This is a genomic window from Streptomyces violaceorubidus (assembly GCF_000717995.1).
GTDB classification, from domain to species: Bacteria; Actinomycetota; Actinomycetes; order Streptomycetales; family Streptomycetaceae; genus Streptomyces; species Streptomyces violaceorubidus.
Genome location: NZ_JODM01000030.1, coordinates 121,028 through 141,305 on the forward strand (window position 1 = coordinate 121,028; position 20,278 = coordinate 141,305).

The 20,278-nt window shown below is 73.5% G+C and carries 17 protein-coding genes, 1 pseudogene and 1 riboswitch; of the genes and pseudogenes, 4 read left to right on the plus strand and 14 right to left on the minus strand.

Annotation, left to right across the window (positions count from 1 at the left end):
- The first annotated feature begins 385 nt into the window (after positions 1-385).
- On the plus strand, positions 386-1,045 hold the full coding sequence (locus IE94_RS0128375) for a TetR/AcrR family transcriptional regulator (protein WP_030189783.1): 660 nt from the start codon (positions 386-388) through the stop codon (positions 1,043-1,045).
- 94 nt (positions 1,046-1,139) lie between these two features.
- Positions 1,140-2,714: an MDR family MFS transporter gene (locus IE94_RS0128380; RefSeq protein WP_425337989.1), complete on the plus strand. Its 1,575-nt coding sequence runs from the start codon at positions 1,140-1,142 to the stop codon at positions 2,712-2,714.
- 87 nt (positions 2,715-2,801) lie between these two features.
- Here the strand turns inward: IE94_RS0128380 and IE94_RS0128385 are convergent, their stop codons facing one another.
- The 7 genes and pseudogenes from IE94_RS0128385 to IE94_RS0128415 all read right to left on the minus strand — a co-directional run bounded on the left by IE94_RS0128385 (position 2,802) and on the right by IE94_RS0128415 (position 11,434).
- Positions 2,802-3,806: a twin-arginine translocation signal domain-containing protein gene (locus IE94_RS0128385; protein WP_030189787.1), complete on the minus strand. Its 1,005-nt coding sequence runs from the start codon at positions 3,804-3,806 to the stop codon at positions 2,802-2,804.
- A 25-nt stretch (positions 3,807-3,831) separates the two neighbouring features.
- Entirely contained in the window at positions 3,832-5,112 is a 1,281-nt protein-coding gene (locus tag IE94_RS0128390) for a TRAP transporter large permease subunit (RefSeq protein WP_030189789.1), read from the minus strand.
- A gap of 3 nt (positions 5,113-5,115) precedes the next feature.
- Positions 5,116-5,730, minus strand: a complete 615-nt coding sequence (locus IE94_RS0128395; RefSeq protein ID WP_030189791.1) for a hypothetical protein — start codon at positions 5,728-5,730, stop codon at positions 5,116-5,118.
- Positions 5,727-7,855: pseudogene (locus IE94_RS36180) on the minus strand (hydantoinase/oxoprolinase family protein). The gene IE94_RS0128395 and the pseudogene IE94_RS36180 overlap by 4 nt, the downstream one beginning before the upstream one ends.
- Positions 7,856-7,955: 100 nt before the next feature.
- The gene (locus IE94_RS0128405; protein WP_030189793.1) at positions 7,956-9,554 is read right to left on the minus strand and encodes an FAD-dependent oxidoreductase; all 1,599 of its coding nucleotides are present in this window, start codon (positions 9,552-9,554) and stop codon (positions 7,956-7,958) included.
- Between the two features lie 58 nt (positions 9,555-9,612).
- Positions 9,613-10,722, minus strand: a complete 1,110-nt coding sequence (locus IE94_RS0128410) for a LacI family DNA-binding transcriptional regulator (protein WP_063829746.1) — start codon at positions 10,720-10,722, stop codon at positions 9,613-9,615.
- Positions 10,723-10,915: 193 nt separating this feature from the next.
- On the minus strand, positions 10,916-11,434 hold the full coding sequence (locus tag IE94_RS0128415; RefSeq protein WP_030189798.1) for a GNAT family N-acetyltransferase: 519 nt from the start codon (positions 11,432-11,434) through the stop codon (positions 10,916-10,918).
- A gap of 320 nt (positions 11,435-11,754) precedes the next feature.
- Here IE94_RS0128415 and IE94_RS0128425 point away from each other — a divergent pair, with 320 nt between their 5' ends.
- Positions 11,755-12,210: a flavodoxin family protein gene (locus IE94_RS0128425; RefSeq protein ID WP_030189801.1), complete on the plus strand. Its 456-nt coding sequence runs from the start codon at positions 11,755-11,757 to the stop codon at positions 12,208-12,210.
- Positions 12,211-12,277: 67 nt separating this feature from the next.
- Here the strand turns inward: IE94_RS0128425 and IE94_RS0128430 are convergent, their stop codons facing one another.
- The 5 genes from IE94_RS0128430 to IE94_RS0128450 form a co-directional block, all read right to left on the minus strand.
- On the minus strand, positions 12,278-13,051 hold the full coding sequence (locus tag IE94_RS0128430; RefSeq protein ID WP_030189803.1) for an ABC transporter ATP-binding protein: 774 nt from the start codon (positions 13,049-13,051) through the stop codon (positions 12,278-12,280).
- Positions 13,048-14,118: a FecCD family ABC transporter permease gene (locus tag IE94_RS0128435; RefSeq protein WP_030189806.1), complete on the minus strand. Its 1,071-nt coding sequence runs from the start codon at positions 14,116-14,118 to the stop codon at positions 13,048-13,050. Before IE94_RS0128435 ends, IE94_RS0128430 begins: the two co-directional genes overlap by 4 nt.
- Positions 14,115-15,182 carry an ABC transporter substrate-binding protein gene (locus IE94_RS0128440; protein ID WP_030189809.1) on the minus strand — a complete coding sequence of 356 codons (1,068 nt, stop codon included), beginning with the start codon at positions 15,180-15,182 and terminating at the stop codon, positions 14,115-14,117. The genes IE94_RS0128435 and IE94_RS0128440 overlap by 4 nt, the downstream gene beginning before the upstream one ends.
- A 63-nt stretch (positions 15,183-15,245) precedes the next feature.
- Positions 15,246-15,430, minus strand: a riboswitch (cobalamin riboswitch).
- A gap of 60 nt (positions 15,431-15,490) precedes the next feature.
- Positions 15,491-16,423 (minus strand): M56 family metallopeptidase, encoded by a 933-nt coding sequence (locus tag IE94_RS0128445; RefSeq protein WP_030189811.1) that lies wholly within the window; start codon positions 16,421-16,423, stop codon positions 15,491-15,493.
- Positions 16,424-16,429: 6 nt separating this feature from the next.
- Positions 16,430-16,816 carry a BlaI/MecI/CopY family transcriptional regulator gene (locus IE94_RS0128450; protein WP_030189813.1) on the minus strand — a complete coding sequence of 129 codons (387 nt, stop codon included), beginning with the start codon at positions 16,814-16,816 and terminating at the stop codon, positions 16,430-16,432.
- Between the two features lie 122 nt (positions 16,817-16,938).
- On the opposite strand from IE94_RS0128450, the gene IE94_RS0128455 reads away from it, so the two are divergent.
- Positions 16,939-17,514: a TerD family protein gene (locus IE94_RS0128455; protein ID WP_030189815.1), complete on the plus strand. Its 576-nt coding sequence runs from the start codon at positions 16,939-16,941 to the stop codon at positions 17,512-17,514.
- Between the two features lie 16 nt (positions 17,515-17,530).
- Here the strand turns inward: IE94_RS0128455 and IE94_RS0128460 are convergent, their stop codons facing one another.
- Positions 17,531-19,231 carry a hypothetical protein gene (locus IE94_RS0128460; protein WP_030189817.1) on the minus strand — a complete coding sequence of 567 codons (1,701 nt, stop codon included), beginning with the start codon at positions 19,229-19,231 and terminating at the stop codon, positions 17,531-17,533.
- Positions 19,232-19,349: 118 nt separating this feature from the next.
- On the minus strand, positions 19,350-20,042 hold the full coding sequence (locus IE94_RS0128465; protein ID WP_030189818.1) for a lytic polysaccharide monooxygenase auxiliary activity family 9 protein: 693 nt from the start codon (positions 20,040-20,042) through the stop codon (positions 19,350-19,352).
- Positions 20,043-20,278 lie beyond the last annotated feature (236 nt).

Here is a 20,278-nt window from a genome sequence, read left to right on the forward strand (position 1 = left end):
CGGTGGTCCTTCCCTGTCGGGACAGCCGGTCGGGGCGCGCGGGCACGGGGTGCCCGTGCACATCCCAACCCTGCGCCGACCGGGCGGGTACCCGAGAGGGCCGTTCGGGTCACGCGGCGTTCCGAACGGGTCACGGGGCGCCGGTGCCAAGGGGTGGCGGGCGGCGGTACGCGACGAGAACAGCACGGCCGTCACCGGCGCCGACCCCGGCGTCGACCGCGCTGGTGCAGCGGATACCCCGACTTCGGCGGCGCACACGGCAGTCGTTCGAACCCGCGGCCGATCCTGACCCCGGACGGCGGTCCGAGGGGTGCGCGTCACCGCCGCCGCCCTGATCACCGGGCAGACGGCCGCCAATTTTGCATGCCGTGCATCTTTGCATACCATGCAACTTATGTGGGAGAAAGGTGCCGCGGGGGGCGGTCTGCGGGAGCGGAAGAAGCGGGCCACCCGTGCCGCTCTGGCCGAGGCCGCGGTACGGCTCGCCGCCGAGCACGGGGCGGAGAAGGTCACCGTCGAGGCGATCAGCGCCGCGGCCGGAGTGTCCGTGCGTACCTTCTTCAACTACTTCGAGAGCCGCGACGACGCCTTCGTGGTGGTCGACGCGGAAGCGGGCGCACGCATGCGGCGCGCCGTCCTGGAAGCACCGGCCGGCCTCTCACCGCTGGAAGCCCTGCGCGGGGCCATGGCGGCGGAGCTGGCCGAGGCGGAACAGCAGCACGAACTCTGGCGGCTGTACGCCGAGGTCCTGCATGCCTCGCCGCACCTCCTGGCGCGCGGCGTCGGGGCCCACATGGCGGCCGAGGCGGACCTGGCGGACGCCATCGCCGAACGACTGCGCCGGGTCGGCGACCCGCACTCCACCGGTCCGGCTTCCGGGCCCGGAGCCGGGCTCTACCCGCGGCTGCTGGCCGCGGTGGCGGGCGCCGCGGTGCGCACCAGCATGGACCACTGGTCCGCCCACCAGGAGGAAGCCGCCTTCCTCGACGTCTTCCACGAGGTGTTCACCCTCCTCGCCGCCGGCCTCCCGGCACCCTCCGCGTAGCCTCCGTGCCGGGCTCGCGACCCTTCAGGACCCACCACACGAAAGAGATGCCGTGACCGCTGCTCAGGCGCCCGCCGAAGCGCCTCCCACCTCGATGTCCCACCGGCAGATACTCCAGGCCATGTCGGGCCTGATGGCCGGCATGTTCGTCGCGATCCTGGCCGGCACCGTCGTGGCCAACGCGCTGCCCACGATCATCGCCGACCTGGGCGCCAGCCAGTCCTCCTACACGTGGGTCGTCACCTCCGAACTGCTGGCGATGACCGCGACGGTGCCCCTGTGGGGCAAGCTGTCCGACCTCTTCAACAAGAAGCTGCTGCTCCAGCTGTCGCTGAGCATGTTCGTGGTCGGCTCGCTGCTGGCCGGCTTCTCGCACGGCGTCGGCCTGCTCATCTTCAGCCGGGTGGTGCAGGGCATCGGCGCGGGTGGCCTGACCGCGCTCGCGCAGGTCGTGATGGCCTCCGTCATCCCGCCCCGCCAGCTGGGCAAGTACGCCGGCATCTTCGGTGCCGTCTTCGCCGTGGGCACCGTGGCCGGACCGCTGGTCGGCGGCGTCCTGGTGGACACCTCGTGGCTGGGCTGGCGCTGGTGCTTCTTCATCGGCGTGCCGTTCGCGCTGCTCGCCATCGCCCTGCTCCAGCGCACCCTGCGCCTGCCCACGGTCAAGCGCCAGGTGCGCATCGACTGGCTCGGCGCCTTCCTGATCGTCGCCGGTGTCTGCGCTCTGCTGATCTGGGTGTCGCTGGCCGGCAACCACTTCGACTGGGCGTCCTGGCAGACCGGTGCCCTCACCGGCGGCGGCGTGCTGCTGCTGGTCGCCGCGGTGTTCGTCGAGTCCCGCACGCCCGAGCCGGTGATCCCGCTCGGCATCTTCAAGAACCGCACCGTCACGCTGACCACCGTCGCCAGCCTCCTGGTGGGTGTGGCCATGTTCGGCGGGACGGTCTTCCTCTCGCAGTACTTCCAGATCTCGCTGGGCAAGTCGCCGACCGTCGCGGGTCTGATGAGCCTGCCGATGATCCTCGGGCTGCTGGTGTCCTCCACCGTCGCCGGACAGGTGATCAGCCGGACCGGCAAGTGGAAGCGGTACCTGGTGGCGGGCGCGGTGGTCATGTCCGTCGGTCTCGCGCTGCTGGCCACGATCGACGCGAAGACCAACTTCGGTCTGCTCAGCCTCTACATGGCGGTCCTGGGTGTCGGCGTCGGCATGCTGATGCAGAACCTGGTGCTGGCCGCCCAGAACGACGTGTCCGCGGCCGACCTGGGCGCCGCGACCTCCGTGCTGTCGTTCTTCCGCAGCATGGGCGGCACCATCGGCGTCAGCGTCCTCGGCGCGATCCTCGCCAACCGGGTCGCCAGTGAGACGGCCAAGGGACTCAGCTCCGCGGGCGTCACCGTCCCCGGCGGCGGTGGCGGCTCGGGCGAGGGCAGCGTCCCGGACATGTCCACGCTGCCCGCCCCGCTGCGGACGATCATCGAGCACGCCTACGCCGTCGCCACGGCCGACCTGTTCCTGATCGCCACGCCGTTCGCGGTGCTCGCGCTGGTCGCCGTCGTGTTCATCAAGGAGAAGCCGCTGAAGACCACCAGCGGCATGGAGCGCCTGGCCGAGGAGGCCGGCGAGGGCCCCACCGCGCCGACCGGCAAGAACCCGGCGCCCGTCGCCTGATGGAGGCGGCCGACGAGAAGGCAGCGGGGCCGCCCGTCCGATCCGGACGGGCGGCCCCGCCGTCGTGTGCGGCGGCGTGCCGCGGGGTCAGCCGCGGGCCATCGCGATCGAGCCCGCCAGCCGCTCCCCCGCCTCGTAGATCATGTACGGGACGCCGCGGTCGGTGCCGAAGGACGGGGAGGCCGCACGGCCGTTCTCCGGCGCGGAGCCACGGGAGTCGTAGAAGACGCCGAGGTGCCTGCGGAGCGAGAAGTCGTTGCCGACCTCGGTGATCATCAGATCGCCGCCGCTCTCCTTGTCCTTGTTGTAGACGACGTACGTGCTGTTGTTCCGGTGCAGCAGGTGCGGGCCCCCCACGTTGACCGCGCCGACGTCGCCGTGGCGCACCAGGGGCTCCTGGGAGAAGGACCAGGTGCGGCCGTCCGCGGACCAGCCCCAGCCGATGTCGCGGTGGTTGCTGGTGTTGTTCACCATGAAGACCATGACGTAGTGCGCGCCGCGCGAGGGCAGTTCGTGCGGGAAGACCCGCGCGTACGAGGTCTCGGTCGTCCCGGACGGCAGCATCGAGGTGTTCAGCACGACCTTGTCGTAGGTGAAGTGGATGCCGTCGGCGGAACGGGCCAGCCTGGTCGTGGTGTTCTCGCCGTGGAAGTACAGCCACATCTCCTTGTTCCCGGCGTGCCACATCACGTGCGGCGAGGAGACGTGGCTGACGGAGTAGTGCGGCGACCACGTGCGGGAGACGATCGGGTTGTCCGGGTACTCCGTGAACGGGCCCTCCAGCGAGTCGCCGTAGGCCAGGCAGATGCCGCCGGGGGCGTCGTGCGGGGCGTAGTACAGGTAGTAGCGGCCGAGCCGGCCGCTCGCGGGCAGCCGGTCGTAGACGCCCCGGACGGTCGGGAAGATGATCTCGCCGGTGGGGTTGTAGGCGAGCTCGGAGGGGGTGAGCAGGGTGCGGACGTAGGTGTAGTCGGGGAAGCCGCCGGGTGCGGCCAGGGCGGCGGGCGCGGCGGTGGTGCCCAGCGCGAGGGCGGCGCCGGTGACGGCGGTGCCCTTCAGGAACAGACGGCGGTCGAGGTGCGGCTCGTGCATGTCGACTCCTGGGAGAGGGTGGATGTCACAGGTACAGGGCGGCGGTGACGCACATGCCGCCCAGGGCGACCAGCCACACGTAGGGCAGGGTGCGGACCATGACCTGCTGCGGACTGACACCCGCGTACTGCGCGGCCCACACGGTCTGGGTGCTGGTCGGGTCGGCGACGCCGAAGACCTGGTTGTACGAGGTGGCCATGCCGAGGACGGCGACGGCCGGGTAGATGCCGGTGGCGATGAGGACGCCCGCGATGCCCGCGCCGAGCCCGAACACGTTGAGCGGACCGCGGTACAGGCACAGCGGCACCAGCACGGTGAAGACGATGACGAACAGCACCGGGTTCTGCGGGCTGACCGCCTTCACCAGCGGCTCCAGCGCGTCCACCGCGCCGGGGAGTTTGACGGCCGCGAGCAGGATGCCGATCGCCACGAACAGGGCCAGCGGCGGGGCGGCCACCTCGAAGCCGCCGTACAGGGTGCGCAGCAGCCGCTTGTTCATCTCGCCGGGCCGGGTGGTGGTGACCAGCGCGTAGAGGACACCGGCGAGCATCGAGGGGATGATGGCCACTTCCAGGCCGAGGGCGAGGACCAGCGGGATCACGGGGGCGAGCAGCGCGTACCAGGGTGCGTCGCCGAGCCGTTCGCGGCGCGGGGCCGGGCGCGCGGAGACGGACTTGAGGGACCAGGCGTGCTCGGTGCCGCGCCGCCGGTTCTCGATGACGACGTAGGCCACGGCGGCGACCAGGGCGAACGGGAACAGCTTCACCATGAAGCCGCGGACGGTGTCGACCGGCAGGTCGAGGGCGGTGGAGAAGAACTGCCAGACGGGCAGTTCGAAGGGGACCCCGACCGCGATGCCCATCAGCACCGTGCCCGCGGCGGTCACCTTGGGCACGCCGACGGCGACCATGGCGGGGATGCCGATGATGCCGGCCAGCATGGCGGCCGGTGCCGAGCCGGTGACGGTGCCGACGAGCGCCGAGACGGCGAGGACGCCGAGGGCGACGACGGTGGGCCGGTCGCCGCCGAACTCGACGATCTTGCGGACGAGGGTGCCGGCGATGCCGGTCTCGTCGAGCAGCTTGCCGAGCCAGGAGCCGAGGATGATGGCGACCATCGTCGCCGCGAGCGCCGGGGCGCCCTCCTGGAGCACCGTGTCCAGGACGCTGTTCTTGCCCGTCAGGGGCGCACCGGAGAGGAAGGCGATGACCACGGCCAGCAGCACCAGCGCGAAGGCGGTGGGCAGCTTGCGGGTGAGCATCGCGGCGACGCCGGCCGCCATGACGAGGAGGATGACGACACCCATGGGTCAGTTCTCTCTTCTCGCGTCACGTGCGGGTGGTGGGGTGGGCGTGCCCTCGGCCTCGGCGGCCAGGGCGGCGGTCAGCAGCAGCGGACTGCGGCCCAGTCCGCAGACGGTGCGCGCGTAGGCGTGCGCGGCCACCTCCTCGGCCCCGGCGACATGGCCGGGGACGCGGAGCCGGCCCAGGCGCAGGGCGGTGTGGCCGAGGGCTCGCTTCAGCGCGGCCTTCGCGGGCCCGTGATGGAGGTGGACGTGCACCGCCTCGTGGGCGAGCGCGGCCGCCCGTACGGAGCCCGGCGGGTACCAGTCGCGCCAGCCGCGGGCGTCCACGACCCGTTCGGCGAGGTCGATCGTGTCGGTGTACAGCTCGACGGTGGGCGGTCTGGAGGTGTACCGGGCGAGCAGCCCGAGTTCCAGTCCGCCGTCGCGCTCGACGATCCGGGCCTCGCACGCCACGGGTGCGAGGGCGGCGCCGAAGTCGTCGGCCGCCCGCGCCCACCGGCGCAGCAGCTGCGGGTCGCGGTGCTCATGGGTCGGGGTGGCGGCCAGCAGCCGCACCGCCCACCCGATGTCGTCGGTGGCGGCGAGATCCGCCCGGACGGGAGCGTTCGTGACGGTCATTCGCGCACCTCCAGTACGGCGACCACCGGTTCGTCGGCGGCGCGGGAGCGCAGTTCGCTGCGGGCCAGGGCGAGCAGCGGCTGCGGGTCCAGGACGCCGGAGAGGTCGGCGATGCGGGAGCCGAGCAGCAGCCGTACGGCGGGGGCGCGGACGCCTCCGTCGCCGTAGGAGGTGTGCTCGCCGACCAGCTTGGCGAGCACCTCGGGGGCGGCGGCGACGGTGGTCGCCTCGACCCGGGCGTCGGGGGCGTGGTGGCGGACCACCCCGTCGGCGTCGACGACCCGCACCGGGTGGCGGACGGGCCGAAAGCGGCGGCGGACCTCGGTGCCGTAGACGGTGTGGGCGGGGGTGCCCGCGAGGACGTGCACCTTCGACGGGTCGGTCTTCAGGCTGGCGGCGGCCAGCCCGAGCCGCTCGGCGTCGTCGGCGCAGTGGGCCCGGTCCTGGGTGCGCAGTTCGGTGGCGCCGGTGGCGATGGCGCGTACGACGTTGGTCTGCGGGTCGACGGTGACCTCGACCTCGACGCCGTCGGCGGCGGCGCCCTGGGCGACCACGGCGCGCTCGGCCTCGGCGCGGACGGCGAGGATCTGCTCCTGGGTGGCGCCGGGCACGATCCGCTCGACCTGTTCGCGCACCAGGGCGAGGGCGACGCCGATGGGGCTGATGACCTCGTTGTGCTCGGCGATGCGGCCGGTCAGACCGGTGCGGGCGGCCAGGTGCGGGGTGACCGAGGCGGCGCCGCCGCCCCCGCCGACCAGGACGGCGGTGTCGGTGTCGAGGCGGTACTCGCGCACCAGGTCGTCCACGACGGACTTCACCTGGTCGGTACCGGCGTCCAGGAGCCGGGCGGCGGCGGTGTCCACGTCGGTGCCCAGGGCGGCGGCGAGCGGGGCCAGCGCGGCGCGGGCGGTGCCGGGGTCGGCGCGGGCGAAGTCGCCCTCGGGGACCCGGCCCAGCGCGTTGGCCGCGCAGGTCATGGTGAGCGCGAACCGGCCGCCCGCCGCGTCGAGGACGGCGTAGTCGGCGGGGTCGCCGGGCAGTGGGCTGATGGTCGTCAGCGTCGCGTCCCGCAGGTCGGCCGGGTCGGCGTAACAGGCGTACGGCAGCCCGGCGATGTGCGCGCTGCGCGGTCCGGTGCCGGTGACCCGGCCGCCGGAGACACGCACCATGGAGCCGCCGCCGACGCCGACGGTGCGGACGTCCAGGGCGTTGAGGTAGGAGGTCCGGCCGAGCAGCACGGCGTGCCGTACCGCGACCTTGCCGCGCTTGACGACGCTGATGTCGGTCGAGGTGCCGCCGGTCTCCAGGAACACGCCCTCGCTGACGCGTTCCTGCATGAGTGCGCCGGCGACCCCGGCGGCCGGACCGGACAGCACGGTCAGCAGGGGCCTGCGGCGCATCTCGTCCAGGGACATCACTCCGCCGTCGCAGCGCATCACCATCAGCGGCGCGGTGACACCGGCCTTGGTGATGGAGGCGTCGACGAGGTCGGCGGTGGCGAGCATGCGCGGCAGGATCGCCGCATTGACGACGGCCGTGCGGGTGCGCTTGCGCAGCCCGTACAGCGAGGTGATCTCGTGTGCGGCGGTGGTCGGCAGGCCGGTGGTGCGGGCCGCTTCGGCGACCGCCTCCTCGCCCTCGGGCCGGTCGACGCCGAAGGGCTCGCTGGCCACCAGGGCCTGGGCACCGGCGGCGGTGAGCTGTTCGACGGCGGCCCGGACGGCGGGGGCGTCGTCGGGGTCGGGCACGTGGGCGTAGTGCAGCGGCAGCCGCTTGCCGGGGGTGAGTTCGAGCTTGGCGAGGGTGGCGAGCCTGCGGGTGAAGTACGTTCCGCCGCCGGTGCCGATGCCGAGCAGGCCGACGGTGGCGACGTCGCCCTCCAGCAGGGCGTTGGTAGCCTGGGTCGTGCCGTGTGCCAGGAAGGCCACGTCGGCGGGTGCGTGTCCGGTCTGGGTCAGCAGCCGGTCGAGCGCCTCGACATGCCGTGCGCGACACCGTCCTCGTGATGGTGGCTCGTGGGGACCTTCACCTGGCCCACGAGCCGGAGCGTCGTGGCGTCGACCGCCACGGCGTCGGTGAAGGTTCCGCCCACGTCGATGCCGACGCGGATGCGGTGGGTGGTCATGTCCGGGCACCTCCTTGTGCTGGGTCGGTCCACGCGCGGGCGGTCACCGGGCGGGGCAGGTGGTGCTGCCCCGCCCGACTCCCGTGCCGCGCGGGGTCGTTCAGTAGCCCCTGACGTCGGGCCAGTGACGCTGTACGCCGTCGCGGTCGAGCACCTTGGCGAACTCCTCGAACCGCTTGTCCTCGGCCTGCACCTGGTGCGGCTCGACGTCCTCGGCGAGGCAGTGGGCGGCGAGGGCGCCGGCGACCTCGCCGACGTTCCACTCCACCGGGTGCAGGCGGTAGCAGCCGTTGGTGATGTGGGTGGTGCCGAGGTTCTTGCCGGCCGGCAGCAGGTTGCGCACCCGGCGCGGGACGAGCGCGCCGAGGGGGATCTCGAAGGGGACGGAGCCGATGTCGACGTAGCCGTCGCCGCCGGTGGAGGGATGCAGGTCGATGCGGTAGTTGCCGACGCCCACGGAGTCGCGGTGGCGGGTGCGGCCGTAGGGTCCGAGCAGGTCGATGGAGACGTCGTGCTCGGTGACGGTGGTGACGGCCTTGACCCGGCGGGACTCGCGGACGTAGGCCGCCTTGGCGAGGCCGTCGGCGGTGCCCGTCACGTCGGGGCGCGGGCGCAGCCCGGGGAAGCCGGTGCCGCCGTCGGCGCGGGGCGCCTCGGTCTGCAGCCAGTACAGCACCGACAGGGACAACTGCCGGGCCTCGCGCAGGGCTTCTTCCTCCTGGCCGATGTAGGGCTTCAGCCAGTAGTCGTTGAGCGGCCAGTTGACGAGGGTGATGTCGGAGTCGAAGGCGCCGTCGGTGTGCAGCTTGCGGGCGAGGATGCGGCGGAAGCCCCACAGCTCCTTGTCGCCCGCGTCGGCGCTCTGGTCGGCGCTGACGGCGAGCGGGTCGAGGTCGGGGTTGGGCACGAAGGTGCGCGGCACCGGTTCCAGGGTGCGCGGGTCGGGGGCCTCGAAGCCGAGCAGCGGTCCCGGCCAGAAGTCGGGCTTGTAGTCGCGCCAGAAGTCGTAGTCGGCGGGACGGTCGACGGTGTGGTCCTCGCCCTCGTGGTGGGAGAGGGCGAAGCAGACGGTGATGCCCTGCTGGTTGCCCGGCTGAGCCTCGTCGGGGGCGTGCGGTTCGTCGAACTCGGCCCGGGACTCGGCTCCGTTGACGTGCTCGACGCCCGCGAGGTGGAGCAGTTCGCCGGTCTCGGTGGCGTCCAGGACGTAGCGGGCGGGGACGGTGCGGCGGGTGCCGTCGCGGAGGTCCTCCAGGGTGACGGCGCGTACGACATCGTTGTCGGCCTCGGCGGCCACCGGTCGGTGCTCGGTGAGGACGGTGAGCCGTCCGGCCGCCCTGTGCGGGGCGAGCATGCCCTCCAGGACGGCGAGGGCGACGCGCGGCTCGTGGCAGAGCTTGCTGACCCGGCCGGCGCCCGGGTTGAGGTCGGTGAGGGCGGCGGCCTCGGCGCGCAGGGGGTACCACTGGCGGTAGTACTGGCGGATGCCCTCGCGCAGTCGCCGGTAGGCGGCGGTGGTGCCGAACTGCTCGACCCACGGGTGCTCGTCGGGCGGCACGGCCTGGCTGGTGAGCTGGCCGCCGATCCAGTCCGTCTCCTCGGTCAGGACGACGCTGCGGCCGGCCCGGCAGACGGCGAGGGCCGCGGCGACGCCGCCGAGGCCGCCGCCGACGACGAGGATGTCGGGTTCCGGTATCACGCTGCTGCTCCTTAGGTGGTGCGGTCGGTGCGGTGGGGTTCGGTGGGGTGCGGTGGGTTCAGGGGGCGGCCGGCGGGCCGGCGGTGGTGCCCGGCCGGAAGGCGCAGGCGACGAGGGTGCCCTCGGCGGGCCCGCCCGCGATGCGGGCGGCGAGCAGTCGTACGGCCTCGGCGCCCAGCGCGGGGCGCGGGATGTCGAAGCCCATCGGCGCCGGTTCGTCGGCGAGGTCGGCGGGCGGGCTGCCGAGCAGTGCGAGCGACACCTGGCCGGGGCAGTCGAGACCCGCCTCGTCGACGGCGGCGCGCAGGGCCCGCCAGGCGGCGCCGGTGTCGGTCTCCTCGGCGACGAAGGCGGTCACGCCGTCGGCCACCCAGGCGCGGACCCGGTCGGCGGTGAGGTCGCCGCGCGGGTCGCCGCAGCGGAACACGGCGCCGGGACCGGCGGGCAGGCCGCTGTCCGCGAGCCCGTCGAGGAAGCCGCGTTCGCGGTCGGTGGAGGCGGGGGCGTCGTCGTCCTCGCGGACGAGGAGGACGCGCCGGTGGCCGAGCCCGGCGAGCGCGGTGACGACCTCGCGGCTGGCGCTGACGTAGTCGGCGCCCACCCAGGCGAGGCCCTCCGGCTCGTCGCTCCGGCCGACGTGGACGACGGGGAAGTCGTCGGCGACCAGTCGGCGCAGTTCGTCCGCGGGGGCGTGGCGGCCCAGGAAGAGGCAGCCGTCCGCCAGCCGTACGCGGTTGAGCGCGCCGGCTCCCTGGGCGCCCGCTCCCCCGGTGCTGGACCCGGTGAACAGCACCAGGTCGTAGCCCTGGGCGGCGGCTTCCTGCTCCACGCCGACGAGGAAGGGGTAGTACGAGTGCCGGACGTCGGTCGGGAAGGTCGCGGTGAAGCTGAAGACGCCGAGCAGGTTGTTGCGGGCGGCGGCGAGCCTGCTGGCGGCGGGGTCGGGGACGTAGCCGAGGCTGTGCGCGGCCTCCAGGACCTTGGCGCGGGTCTCGGCCGAGATCGGCCGTCCCGTCGCGAGGTCGCGTCCGGACAGCACCAGGGACACCGTCGCCTGCGAGACACCGGCGAGCCTGGCCACCTCCGCCTGCCTGGGCCGGGCCCGCCGGCCGGCCGGCGCGGGGGCCCTCCCCGGCCTCGCCCGCCCTGCGGCTTCCTTCGCCACCACCGCTCCTCTCCGTCGCTCCGTCGCTCCGTCGCTCCGCCAACTCCGTCAGTCCGTCGCGGAGCTCGTTAATGCGCATTACCTAATGCGCATTAACGAGTAATGTGGAGGACCGCGGGCGTCGGGTCAAGGGGTTGCGCCGAGAAAATGCCGGGTGGCGGCGGAAGGGACTCCCGCCGCCACCCGGTGTGTCGGATCAGATGCCGAACGCAGCCGCGTACCGGACGGTGCCGGCGGGCAGCGGGTGGGCGGCGTCCAGGGTGAGGGCCATCAGGGCCTCGTCCGGGACGTCGATGGTCAGCCCGATGCCGTGGGCGCAGGCCCTGCCGAAGCCGAAGCGGGGGTAGTACTCCGGGTGCCCGAGGACGACGACGTGCCGCTCGCCGAGCCGCTCGGCGGCGGCGAGTGCGGCCCGCACGGCGGCGCTGCCGACGCCGCTGTTCTGGTGCGCGGGCCGGACGGCGACGGGCGCCAGGCACAGCGCGGGGGCGGCCCCGATGCGGCAGCGGGTCAGCAGGGCGTGGCCGACCGGGCGGTCGGCGTCGTCCACCGCGACGAGGGACAGGCCCTCGATCCACGCCTCGGGGTCGGCGCGCAGCGCGTCGACGAGGGTGGCCTCCTCCGGGGTGGGGAAGGCGGCCCGGACGATCTCGCGGATGGCGGGGATGTCGGCGCCGGTCTCGGCGCGGGTGTTCCAGGAACAGGAAGGGGACATGACGGTAGGGAGATCCGTTTCTGGTGTGCGTTCGTGGGATGCGGGGTCAGGCCGCCGCTCGGGACGCGAGGGAGACCGCGAGGCGGATCCGGGCGTCGCCGGGCACGGCGTCGAGCACGGTCATCAACCTCACCTCCCTGTCCTCCCGCTCCCCTGGAGCCCTGTCGAACGCGAACGGACCCCACAGTACCCGTGGGAGGCGGTGCATGGGCCGGGATCCCGCGACTCGGCCCGGCCGGGGTGCCGGGCGCCGGGTGCCGGGTGCCGGGCGCCATGGTGTCCGTTTGCGGTCGGGGGGTGCCGGGCGGCAGGCTGCCGCTGTGGCCACTTTGCTGATCGTGCATCACACGCCGTCGCCGAACTGCCGGGCGATGCTGGAGTCCGTCGTGTCCGGGGCGACCGCGCCCGAGATCGCGGGGGTGCGGGTGGTGCGGCGGGTGGCACTGGCGGCCACGGCCGTCGACGTGCTGGAGGCCGACGGGTACCTGCTGGGCACCCCGGCCAACCTGGGGTACATGTCCGGTGCCCTCAAGCACTTCTTCGACCAGGTCTACTACCCCTGCCTCGACGAGACGCGCGGCCGTCCCTTCGGCTACTACGTGCACGGGGGCAGCGACACCACGGGCGCGGTGCGCGGCATCGAGTCGGTCACCACCGGGCTCGGCTGGCAGCGCGCGGCGCCCGCGGTGAACGTGACCGGTGAGCCCGGCAGGGCCGACCTGGAGGCCTGCTGGGAGCTGGGGGCCACGCTGGCCGCCGGCCTGATGGACGACTGAGCCGGCCCGGACGGCCGGAAGACCGAGCCCGCCCGGACGGCCGTGAGCGGGGTCTGGGCGGCACCCCCTAGCCCGGCAGTGTGCCCAGGAACCGCACGTGCGGGCGGCCGGCCGGGCCTGCGGGGGTGATCTCGGCGTCGACCCGGTACACCTTCGCGACCAGGTCCGCCGTCAGGACCTCCGCCGGTTCGCCGCGGGCCACGACCCGTCCCTTGGCGAGGACGACGAGGTGGTCGCAGTACGAGGCGGCGAGGTTGAGGTCGTGCAGGGCGACCACGCTGGTGACGGGCAGGGCGGCGACGAGGGCCAGCACGTCCAGTTGGTGCTGGATGTCGAGGTGGTTGGTCGGTTCGTCGAGCAGGAGTTCGCGCGGCTGCTGGGCGGGGGCGCGGGCGATCTGGACGCGCTGGCGCTCGCCCCCGGAGAGCGTGTGCCACAGCCGGTCGGCCCGACCGGTCAGACCGGTGTGCTCCAGGGCGTCGGTGACCGCCTCCTCGTCGGCCGCCGACGCCGGTGTCCAGGCGCGGCGGTGCGGGATGCGGCCGAGCCGGACGACGTCCCGGACGGTCAGCTCCACCTGGGTGTCCGTCTGCTGCTCGACCACGGCCACGCGTCGGGCGACGTCCCGGCGGCCCATCCGGTCCAGGGGGCGCCCGTCGAGGGTGACGACGCCGGCGGTCGGGGCGAGGACCCCGGCGAGCAGCCGCAGCAGGGTGGACTTGCCGGAGCCGTTCGGGCCAAGCAGCCCCGTCATGGCGCCGGCCCGCGGGGTCAGCTCGACGCCGTCCAGGATCAGCCGGCCGCCGGTCGAGCGGGAGACCCGTTCGGCCCTCAGGGTCACCGTGCCCTCCGGGTGCGGTACAGCACCAGCACGAAGGCCGGCACGCCGATCAGCGAGGTCACCACGCCCACCGGGACCTCCTGGGGAGCCAGGACGGTACGGGCCAGGGTGTCGACCCACACCAGGAACACGGCACCGGCGAGCGCGCAGACGGGCAGCAGCCGCGCGTGTCCGGGGCCGGTGAGCGCCCGTACGGCGTGCGGCAGCACCAGGCCGACGAAGCCGATCGCACCGGCCGAGGCGACCAGGGCTGCGGTGAGCAGGGCCGTGGCGCACAGCAGCACCAGCCGGGTGCGGGCCACGTGGACGCCGAGCGAGGCCGCCGCGTCCTGGCCGAACGCGAAGGCGTCCAGGGTCCTGGCGTGACCGAGGCACACGGCCAGGACCAGCACCAGGACCGCCGTGCCGGCCCACACGTCGCTCCAGCCCGCGCCGCCGAGCGAACCGAGCAGCCAGAACAGCACCCCTCGGGTGGTCTCGGCGTCGGCGGCGGTCATGACCACGAAGGAGGTGAGCGCGGAGAACAGCTGCATCGCCGCCACGCCCGCGAGCACCACCCGGTCCGTGGTGCCGCCGAGGCTGTGGCTGAGCAGCATCACGAGCGCGAAGGAGCAGACGGCCCCGATGAACGCCCCGCCTGAGACGGACAGCGCGCCGCCGCCCACGCCGAGCACGACGACCAGGACGGCGCCGGTCGAGGCGCCGGAGGAGACGCCCAGGACGAAGGGGTCCGCGAGTGGGTTGCGCAGCAGGGACTGGAGTACGGCCCCGCACACGGCGAGTCCGGCGCCGCACACCGCCGCCAGGAGGGTGCGGGGCAGTCGCAGGTCCCAGACGATGCCGTCGCGGATCGGCGTCACTTCCCCGGCGGTGGTGCCGGCGCCGAGGTGGGCGGCGATCACGGACCACACGTCGGCGACGCCGATGTCCGCGGGGCCGATGGTGACGGCGACGGCCACGGAGGCGCAGAGGGCGACGATGCCGGCCGCCGTCCACACGAGGGGGGCACGGCGGGAGGCGCGTGGGCCGGAGACGGAGGCCGGGGCCGCGCGGCTCGCGGACGTCACCGGGCGAGCCCGAACTCACGCAGGGCCGCCGCCACCTGCTCCACGCCCTCGACGGTACGGATGGTGGGGTTCATGGCCTGCCCGCTGAGCAGCACGTAGCGCTTCTCGCGGACGGCGGTCATGTTCCGGGTCACGGGGTCGGACTCCAGGAACTCGATCTTCTTGGCCGCCGTCTCGGCCGTCTGCGACGTGCGCGTGAGGTCGCCGAGGACCAGGACGTCGGGGTCCCGGTCGGCGACGGTCTCCCAGCCGACCTGCGGCCACTCCTGGTGGGTGTCGTCCATGGCGTTCCGGGCGCCGACCGCGCGGGTGATGACACCGGGGGCACCGCAGCAGCCCGCCAGATAGGGCGAGGTGGAGTTGGCGAACCAGTACATGAGGGTGACCCCGGAGGCGTCGATGCCGGACGTCGCCCTGTCGACCCTGGACTTGAGGTCGGCGACGAGTCGCTCGCCGCGCCGTTCGACGCCGAAGAGGCGGGCCAGGTCGCGGACTTCGCCGTAGACGGTGTCCATGGTCAGGGGTTCGGTCCGGACGCCGTCGCCGTCGCCGCTGTTGTCCTTGCCCGCGCAGTCGGACGGGGACAGGTAGGCCGGCACCCCGAGTTCGGCGAAGCGTTCGCGGGTGGCCACGCCGCCGGTGCCGAGCGTGGAGGCGAAGGAGGCGGCGACGAAGTCGGGTTCGGCGCCCAGGACGGTCTCGAGGGACGGCATGTCGTCGGCGAGCCGGGGGACGCCGGCGTTCGCCTTCTCCAGTCCCTTCATGACCGGGTCGGTCCAGGTGGCGGTGCCCGCCATCCGGTCGGCGAGGCCCAGGGAGAGCAGGATCTCCGTGGTGCCCTGGTTGAGGGAGACCGCCCGGCGCGGCGGCGCGGCGACCCGGACGTCGTGCCCGCAGTCATGGACGGTGCGCGCAGGACCGGCCGCGCCGGCCGGGGCGTCGTCGGCCGTACCGGCGCCGCAGCCGGAGGCCGGCAGGGCGAGGGCCAGGAGCAGTACGGGAGCGCGGAGGGCGCGGCGGGAAAGGAGGGGGCGTCGGAGGCCGACGGGACCTGCTGCGGACAAGGGAGATCCTCTGGCGTCGAGGGCTCATGCGCGAAGCCCGTCCGTACGATGCGGCCCGCGCCGCGGGCGGCACGGGTGCCAGCAGGTCTTCGGACTCGGGTTCGACCGGACGGAACGCCTTCCCGGACGGCGTACGCCGTCCAGTGGCCGTGTCCCGCCCGTCCCCCTCACCGCTGCGCGTCAGTTCCGGATTCGCACCGGATTCCCTGACCCACCAGGTGGGTTCGACTGGCTTGCGCAAGCTACCACAGGCTCACCACCCGGCCGGGGGCGGGCCGCACGGCGGCTCGTCGGGGAGCGGAGGCCAGTCAGAACGGTGTCGCGGCCCGCAGGATGAGGAACATCGTGACGGCGGCGTTCGCGGACGACATCGCCGAGACGGCGGTTCCGGCCGCCGCCGCCCACGCCGCCAGGCCCACCGACGTGAACACCGGGGGCCAGGTGCGGACGGCGGGAGCGGGCCCCAGCAGGGCCGCCACCCGGCGCGGCACCGGGCCGGGCGCGGCGAGGCCGGCCAGGGTCGCGACGGGGGTGCCACGGGAGACGAGGGCCGCCTTGCCGATCGCGGTCGCCACCGCGCGGCGGTCACCGACCGTCCGGGCGGCCGCCTCGTCCGCCCACCGCTCCGCCGTGTAGGACACGGCCGTCCGCAGGGGGCGCAGGAACGGGTTGGCCAGCGCGGCGAGCCGGACGGCGAGCAGGAAGCGGTGGTGCCCGGCGGCGAGGTGGGCGCGCTCATGGGCGAACAGGGCGCGCCGCTCGCCCGGCTCCAGGCAGTCGAGCAGGGCCGTACTCACCACCACGCGGTCCCGTCGGCCGCCGGGCAGCGCGTACGCGTAGGGCACGTCGTCCGGCAGTACGGCCACCCCGGTGTCCGGCAGCCCGGACAGTGCGCGGTGGGCGCGGCGGCGCACCCTGCCGTGCCGCCACAGGGCCCGCGCCGAGGCCGCGACCACCGCGCAGAGCGCGGGAATGGCCGCCTTGCCGACGATCTCGTCGTAGGGCACCGCCGCCCGCACCTCGGGGTCCGACCAGCCGTCGGGGAGCGGATTGCCGGGCAGTTGGGCGGTGCCGACCACCATCACCAGCGCCAGGCACACGGTGCTGCACAGGGCCATCACGGCGGCGACGGCGGTGAGCAGCCGGGTCGCGGTCCGCGGGTGCAGGTGCTGCTCGGCGAGCCTGGCGATCGGCCACGCCGTCAGCGGCAGGACCAGGGGCAGGAAGACGAAGACCCCCATGCGGTGTCAGCCGTCCTCCGCGGCGCGCGCGTGCCCGAGCAGTTCGCGCAGCAGCCGCTCGTCGTCGGGGTCGAGGCCCGTGACGAAGCTGGCCAGTACCGCTTCCCGGTCGCTCTCGGCGTCCAGCACCTTGCGCATCTTCCGCGCGGCCAGGCCCGCCTGGTCCGAGGCGGGCGTCCAGGCGAAGGACCGGCCCGCGCGCTCACGGCTGACGGCGCCCTTCTCCAGGAGCCGGGTGAGGATCGTGATCACCGTGGTGTAGGCGAGGTCGCCGCCGAGGCGCTCCTGCACCCAGCCGGCCGTCGCCGGGCCGTCCGCCTCGCGCAGCGCGGACAGCACCAGCGCCTCGAGCTCGCCCTGGCCCCGCCGCCGCGAACGCCGGTCATCCGTCACGGCCCGCCTCCTTCCGCCGCCGATCGTCTTCCGGGCGCCATCGTATAGAAGGCTTACTTCTACAGTGTTGTAGATTGTCGGCAGGTACCCGGAACGCAGCGAACGCGACGAAGGAGAACACCGTGGGAGTTTCCCTGGCCAAGGGCGGCAACGTCTCGCTCAGCAAGGAGGCGCCCGGCCTGACCGCCGTGCTGGTGGGTCTGGGCTGGGACGTGCGCACCACGACCGGCACCGACTACGACCTCGACGCCTCCGCGCTGCTCCTCGACGCCTCGGGCAAGGTGCTCTCGGACGGGCACTTCGTCTTCTACAACAACCTCACCAGCCCGGACGGCTCGGTCGAGCACACCGGTGACAATCTCACCGGCGAGGGCGAGGGCGACGACGAGGCGGTCAAGGTGAACCTCGCCGGGGTGCCGGCCGAGGTGGACCGGATCGTCTTCCCGGTGTCCATCCACGACGCGGAGAACCGCGGCCAGAGCTTCGGCCAGGTCCGCAACGCCTTCATCCGGGTCGTCAACCAGGCCAACAACCAGGAACTCGCCCGCTACGACCTGTCCGAGGACGCCTCGACCGAGACCGCGATGGTCTTCGGCGAGCTGTACCGGCACGGTGCCGAGTGGAAGTTCCGGGCGGTCGGGCAGGGGTACGCCTCGGGTCTGGCGGGCATCGCCGCGGACTTCGGCGTCAACGTCTGATCCGGGCCCGCCGGGGTCAGTGGTCCGGGTGGGCGCAGCAGTCGGCGGCGCCCTCGGCCGGGGCTGCGGCCCCGGTGGTGTCGAGTCGGCAGAAGCAGGACGCCTGGACCGGTACGTCCGCCAGGGCGGCGGCGAGCCTCAGCTGCCGCGCCACGATCCGCACCTCCCCCTCCCTGCCCAGGCGCACCAGGCACTCGTTCAGTCCGTGCAGGGCCCAGACGTTGTTCGGGTGCTGGAGCGGTCGCGGCAGGGTGTCGTCCAGGCCCAGGTCGGCCCGGTAGACCGCCTCGGCCTCGGCGATGCGCCCCTGTTCCAGCAGAAGGGCTCCGTAGGCGTGCCGGGTGGGCTGCATCCAGCCCCAGGGTTCGTCGTAGGGGAGGCCGTCGTCCAGCTCGATCGAGCGCTCCAGGGCGGCGAAGGCGGCGGCGTGGTCGCCCCTGCGGTACTCCAGCTCGCCGTCGAGCATGGCCGAGGCGATGGCGAGGAGGTCGGCGCAGGTGTTGTTGAACAGCGTGCGGGACCGCGGCACCCGGTCGACCGCCGCACGGAACAGCGCGCGTTCGGCCTCCGCCTCCTCGACCCGGCCGGTGGCCGAGAGGGCGACGCCGCGGGCGTAGTGCAGCATCGCGGTCGTCACGCAGTACAGGCGGGCGTCGGCCGGCCGGGGCAGGGCGAGGATGTCCGCCCAGCGGCCGAACCGGATCAGGACGTGCACCCGCATGGCCAGGAAGCCCTCCAGCCAGTCGGCCATCGGCGGGCTCTCCACCCGCAGCAGCTCCTCGGGGACGGACGCCTCCAGCCGGGCCGCGGTGTCGAGGGCGACCTCGTACTGCCCGAGGAACATCGCCCCGTAGATCCTGAAGTGGTAGTTGTGCGAGCGGTAGAGGGTGTAGAAGTTCATCGCCCCGGACCGCGCGCGGTACTTCTCGTCGGCGGCGATCGCGGCCCCGTTGTCCGACACCACGCGGCGGTAGTCGCCGCACAGCACTTCGAGGTGCGACGGCATGTGCAGGAGGTGCCCGGCGTCGGGGACCAGGCCGCGCAGCCGGCCGGCGACGGTGAGGGCCGCCTCGGGGGTGGGTGACATCTCCATCAGGTGGACGTAGAGGTGCAGGACGCCCGGGTGGTCCCGGCCCCCGTCGGCGGCCAGGGCCCGGTGGAGGACCTCCTTCGCCGCCAGGGTGCGCGCGCCCTCGGCGGGCAGCCCGGTGCGCAGATCCCACAGCTGCCAGGGCGTCAGGTTCATCAGGGCGTCCGCGTAGAGGGCGGCCACGTCCAGGTCGTCGGGGGCCAGGGCGTACGCGGCGCCCATGCCGTCGGCGTACGGCGCGTTCCACACCGAGCAGTCCTCGACGGCGCTCGGCTGCGGGTGGCGGGCGCGCAGCGCGCCGATCAGGGCCCGCTCGACCGGGGTGGCCCGGGCCGCCAGGTGGTGCGCGCGTTCGACTGCGGCGTGGGTGCGGTCGACGGTCCGGGTCAGCTCCTCGGTGTCGAAGGCATCCCACGGCTTGTTGTAGTTGGGGCCGAGCGCGTGGGCGATGCCCCAGTGGGCCATGGCACAGTCCGGGTCGGCCGCGGCGGCCGCCTCGAAGCACCTGACGGCCTCCTCGTGGTGGAAGGCGTACGTCCACACCAGGCCGCGGTCGAACCAGCGCTGGGCCTCGGGCGACGAGGTCGTCACCGGGCGTCCGTGGCGGCCCAGGTCGTAATAGTCCATGAGGGACGTATACCGCACCCGGGAACGGGCCCGGGGCAGTTCGGCGGTCGGTCGCACGAGCGGTGTCCCCGCCGGGCGCGGCGCGCCCGGCGGGGGTGGGGGGCGGGAGTGGCGCGGGTCAGCCGAAGTCGACGTCGCTGCACAGGAAGTACGTCTGGTCCATGTGCGACGCCTGCCAGATCGTGTAGACGACGTGCCGGCCGCTCAGTCCCGAGGTGCTCACCGGGATCTCGTAGTGCTGGCTGGGCCCGTAGCTGCCCGTGCGCGCGACCTGCTGGAGGTCCGCCCAGGTCAGGGCCTGCGTGGCCGGGTCGAAGCCCTGCTTGGTGACGTAGACCAGGAAGTAGTCGGCGCCATGGCCGGCCTGGTCGTGGAGCGTGACGGTGAAGTCGTCGGTGACGTCGGTGGACTGCCACGGGCCCACGGCGTCCAGGGAGTTGTAGCGTCCGCCCTCGGTCCGGCCGCCGCTGCAGAGCTGGCCGTCGGGGACGACCGACTCGAAGTCGCCGGCCGAGCCGTTGCGGTACAGGCCGTTCCAGTTCCACATGGCGTTGGGGTTGTCCTGCCAAGCCTGCCAGCACATGGGGTCCTCATCGGCCATGGCCGGGTTCTGGGAGTCGTCGCCCCAGCGGTCCCAGCAGCCGTAGTTGCGCGAGGCGGGGTCGACGACGGAGCCGTGGGTGACGGCGGTGCCGCTCCAGGGGATCAGGGTGAGCAGGACCGCGGCCAGGGTGCCGAGGGCTAGGGCCGCCGCCCGCCTTGCCCTTCGTGCCGATGCCGGTGCGGGTTTGGTGTGATCATGACAAACCATGGTGTCTTCTTTCGCGTGGGGGGACAGCGCGCATGGAACGGGGGCGTCGCGAGCGCGAGTGGGAGCGCTCCCAAGGCCCGTTCGAAGACCAGGCTGCGCCTGGGTAAAGGAATTGGCAACATCCTGAATGAGCCAGTTCCCCCGTTATCTTTTTCGCGGTCCTGCAAGAGGGCCGTTGGCCTCCGGGCCCGGCATGACTGTTGCCCCCTGTCGAACGGATGACCTGGGGGGTGGTG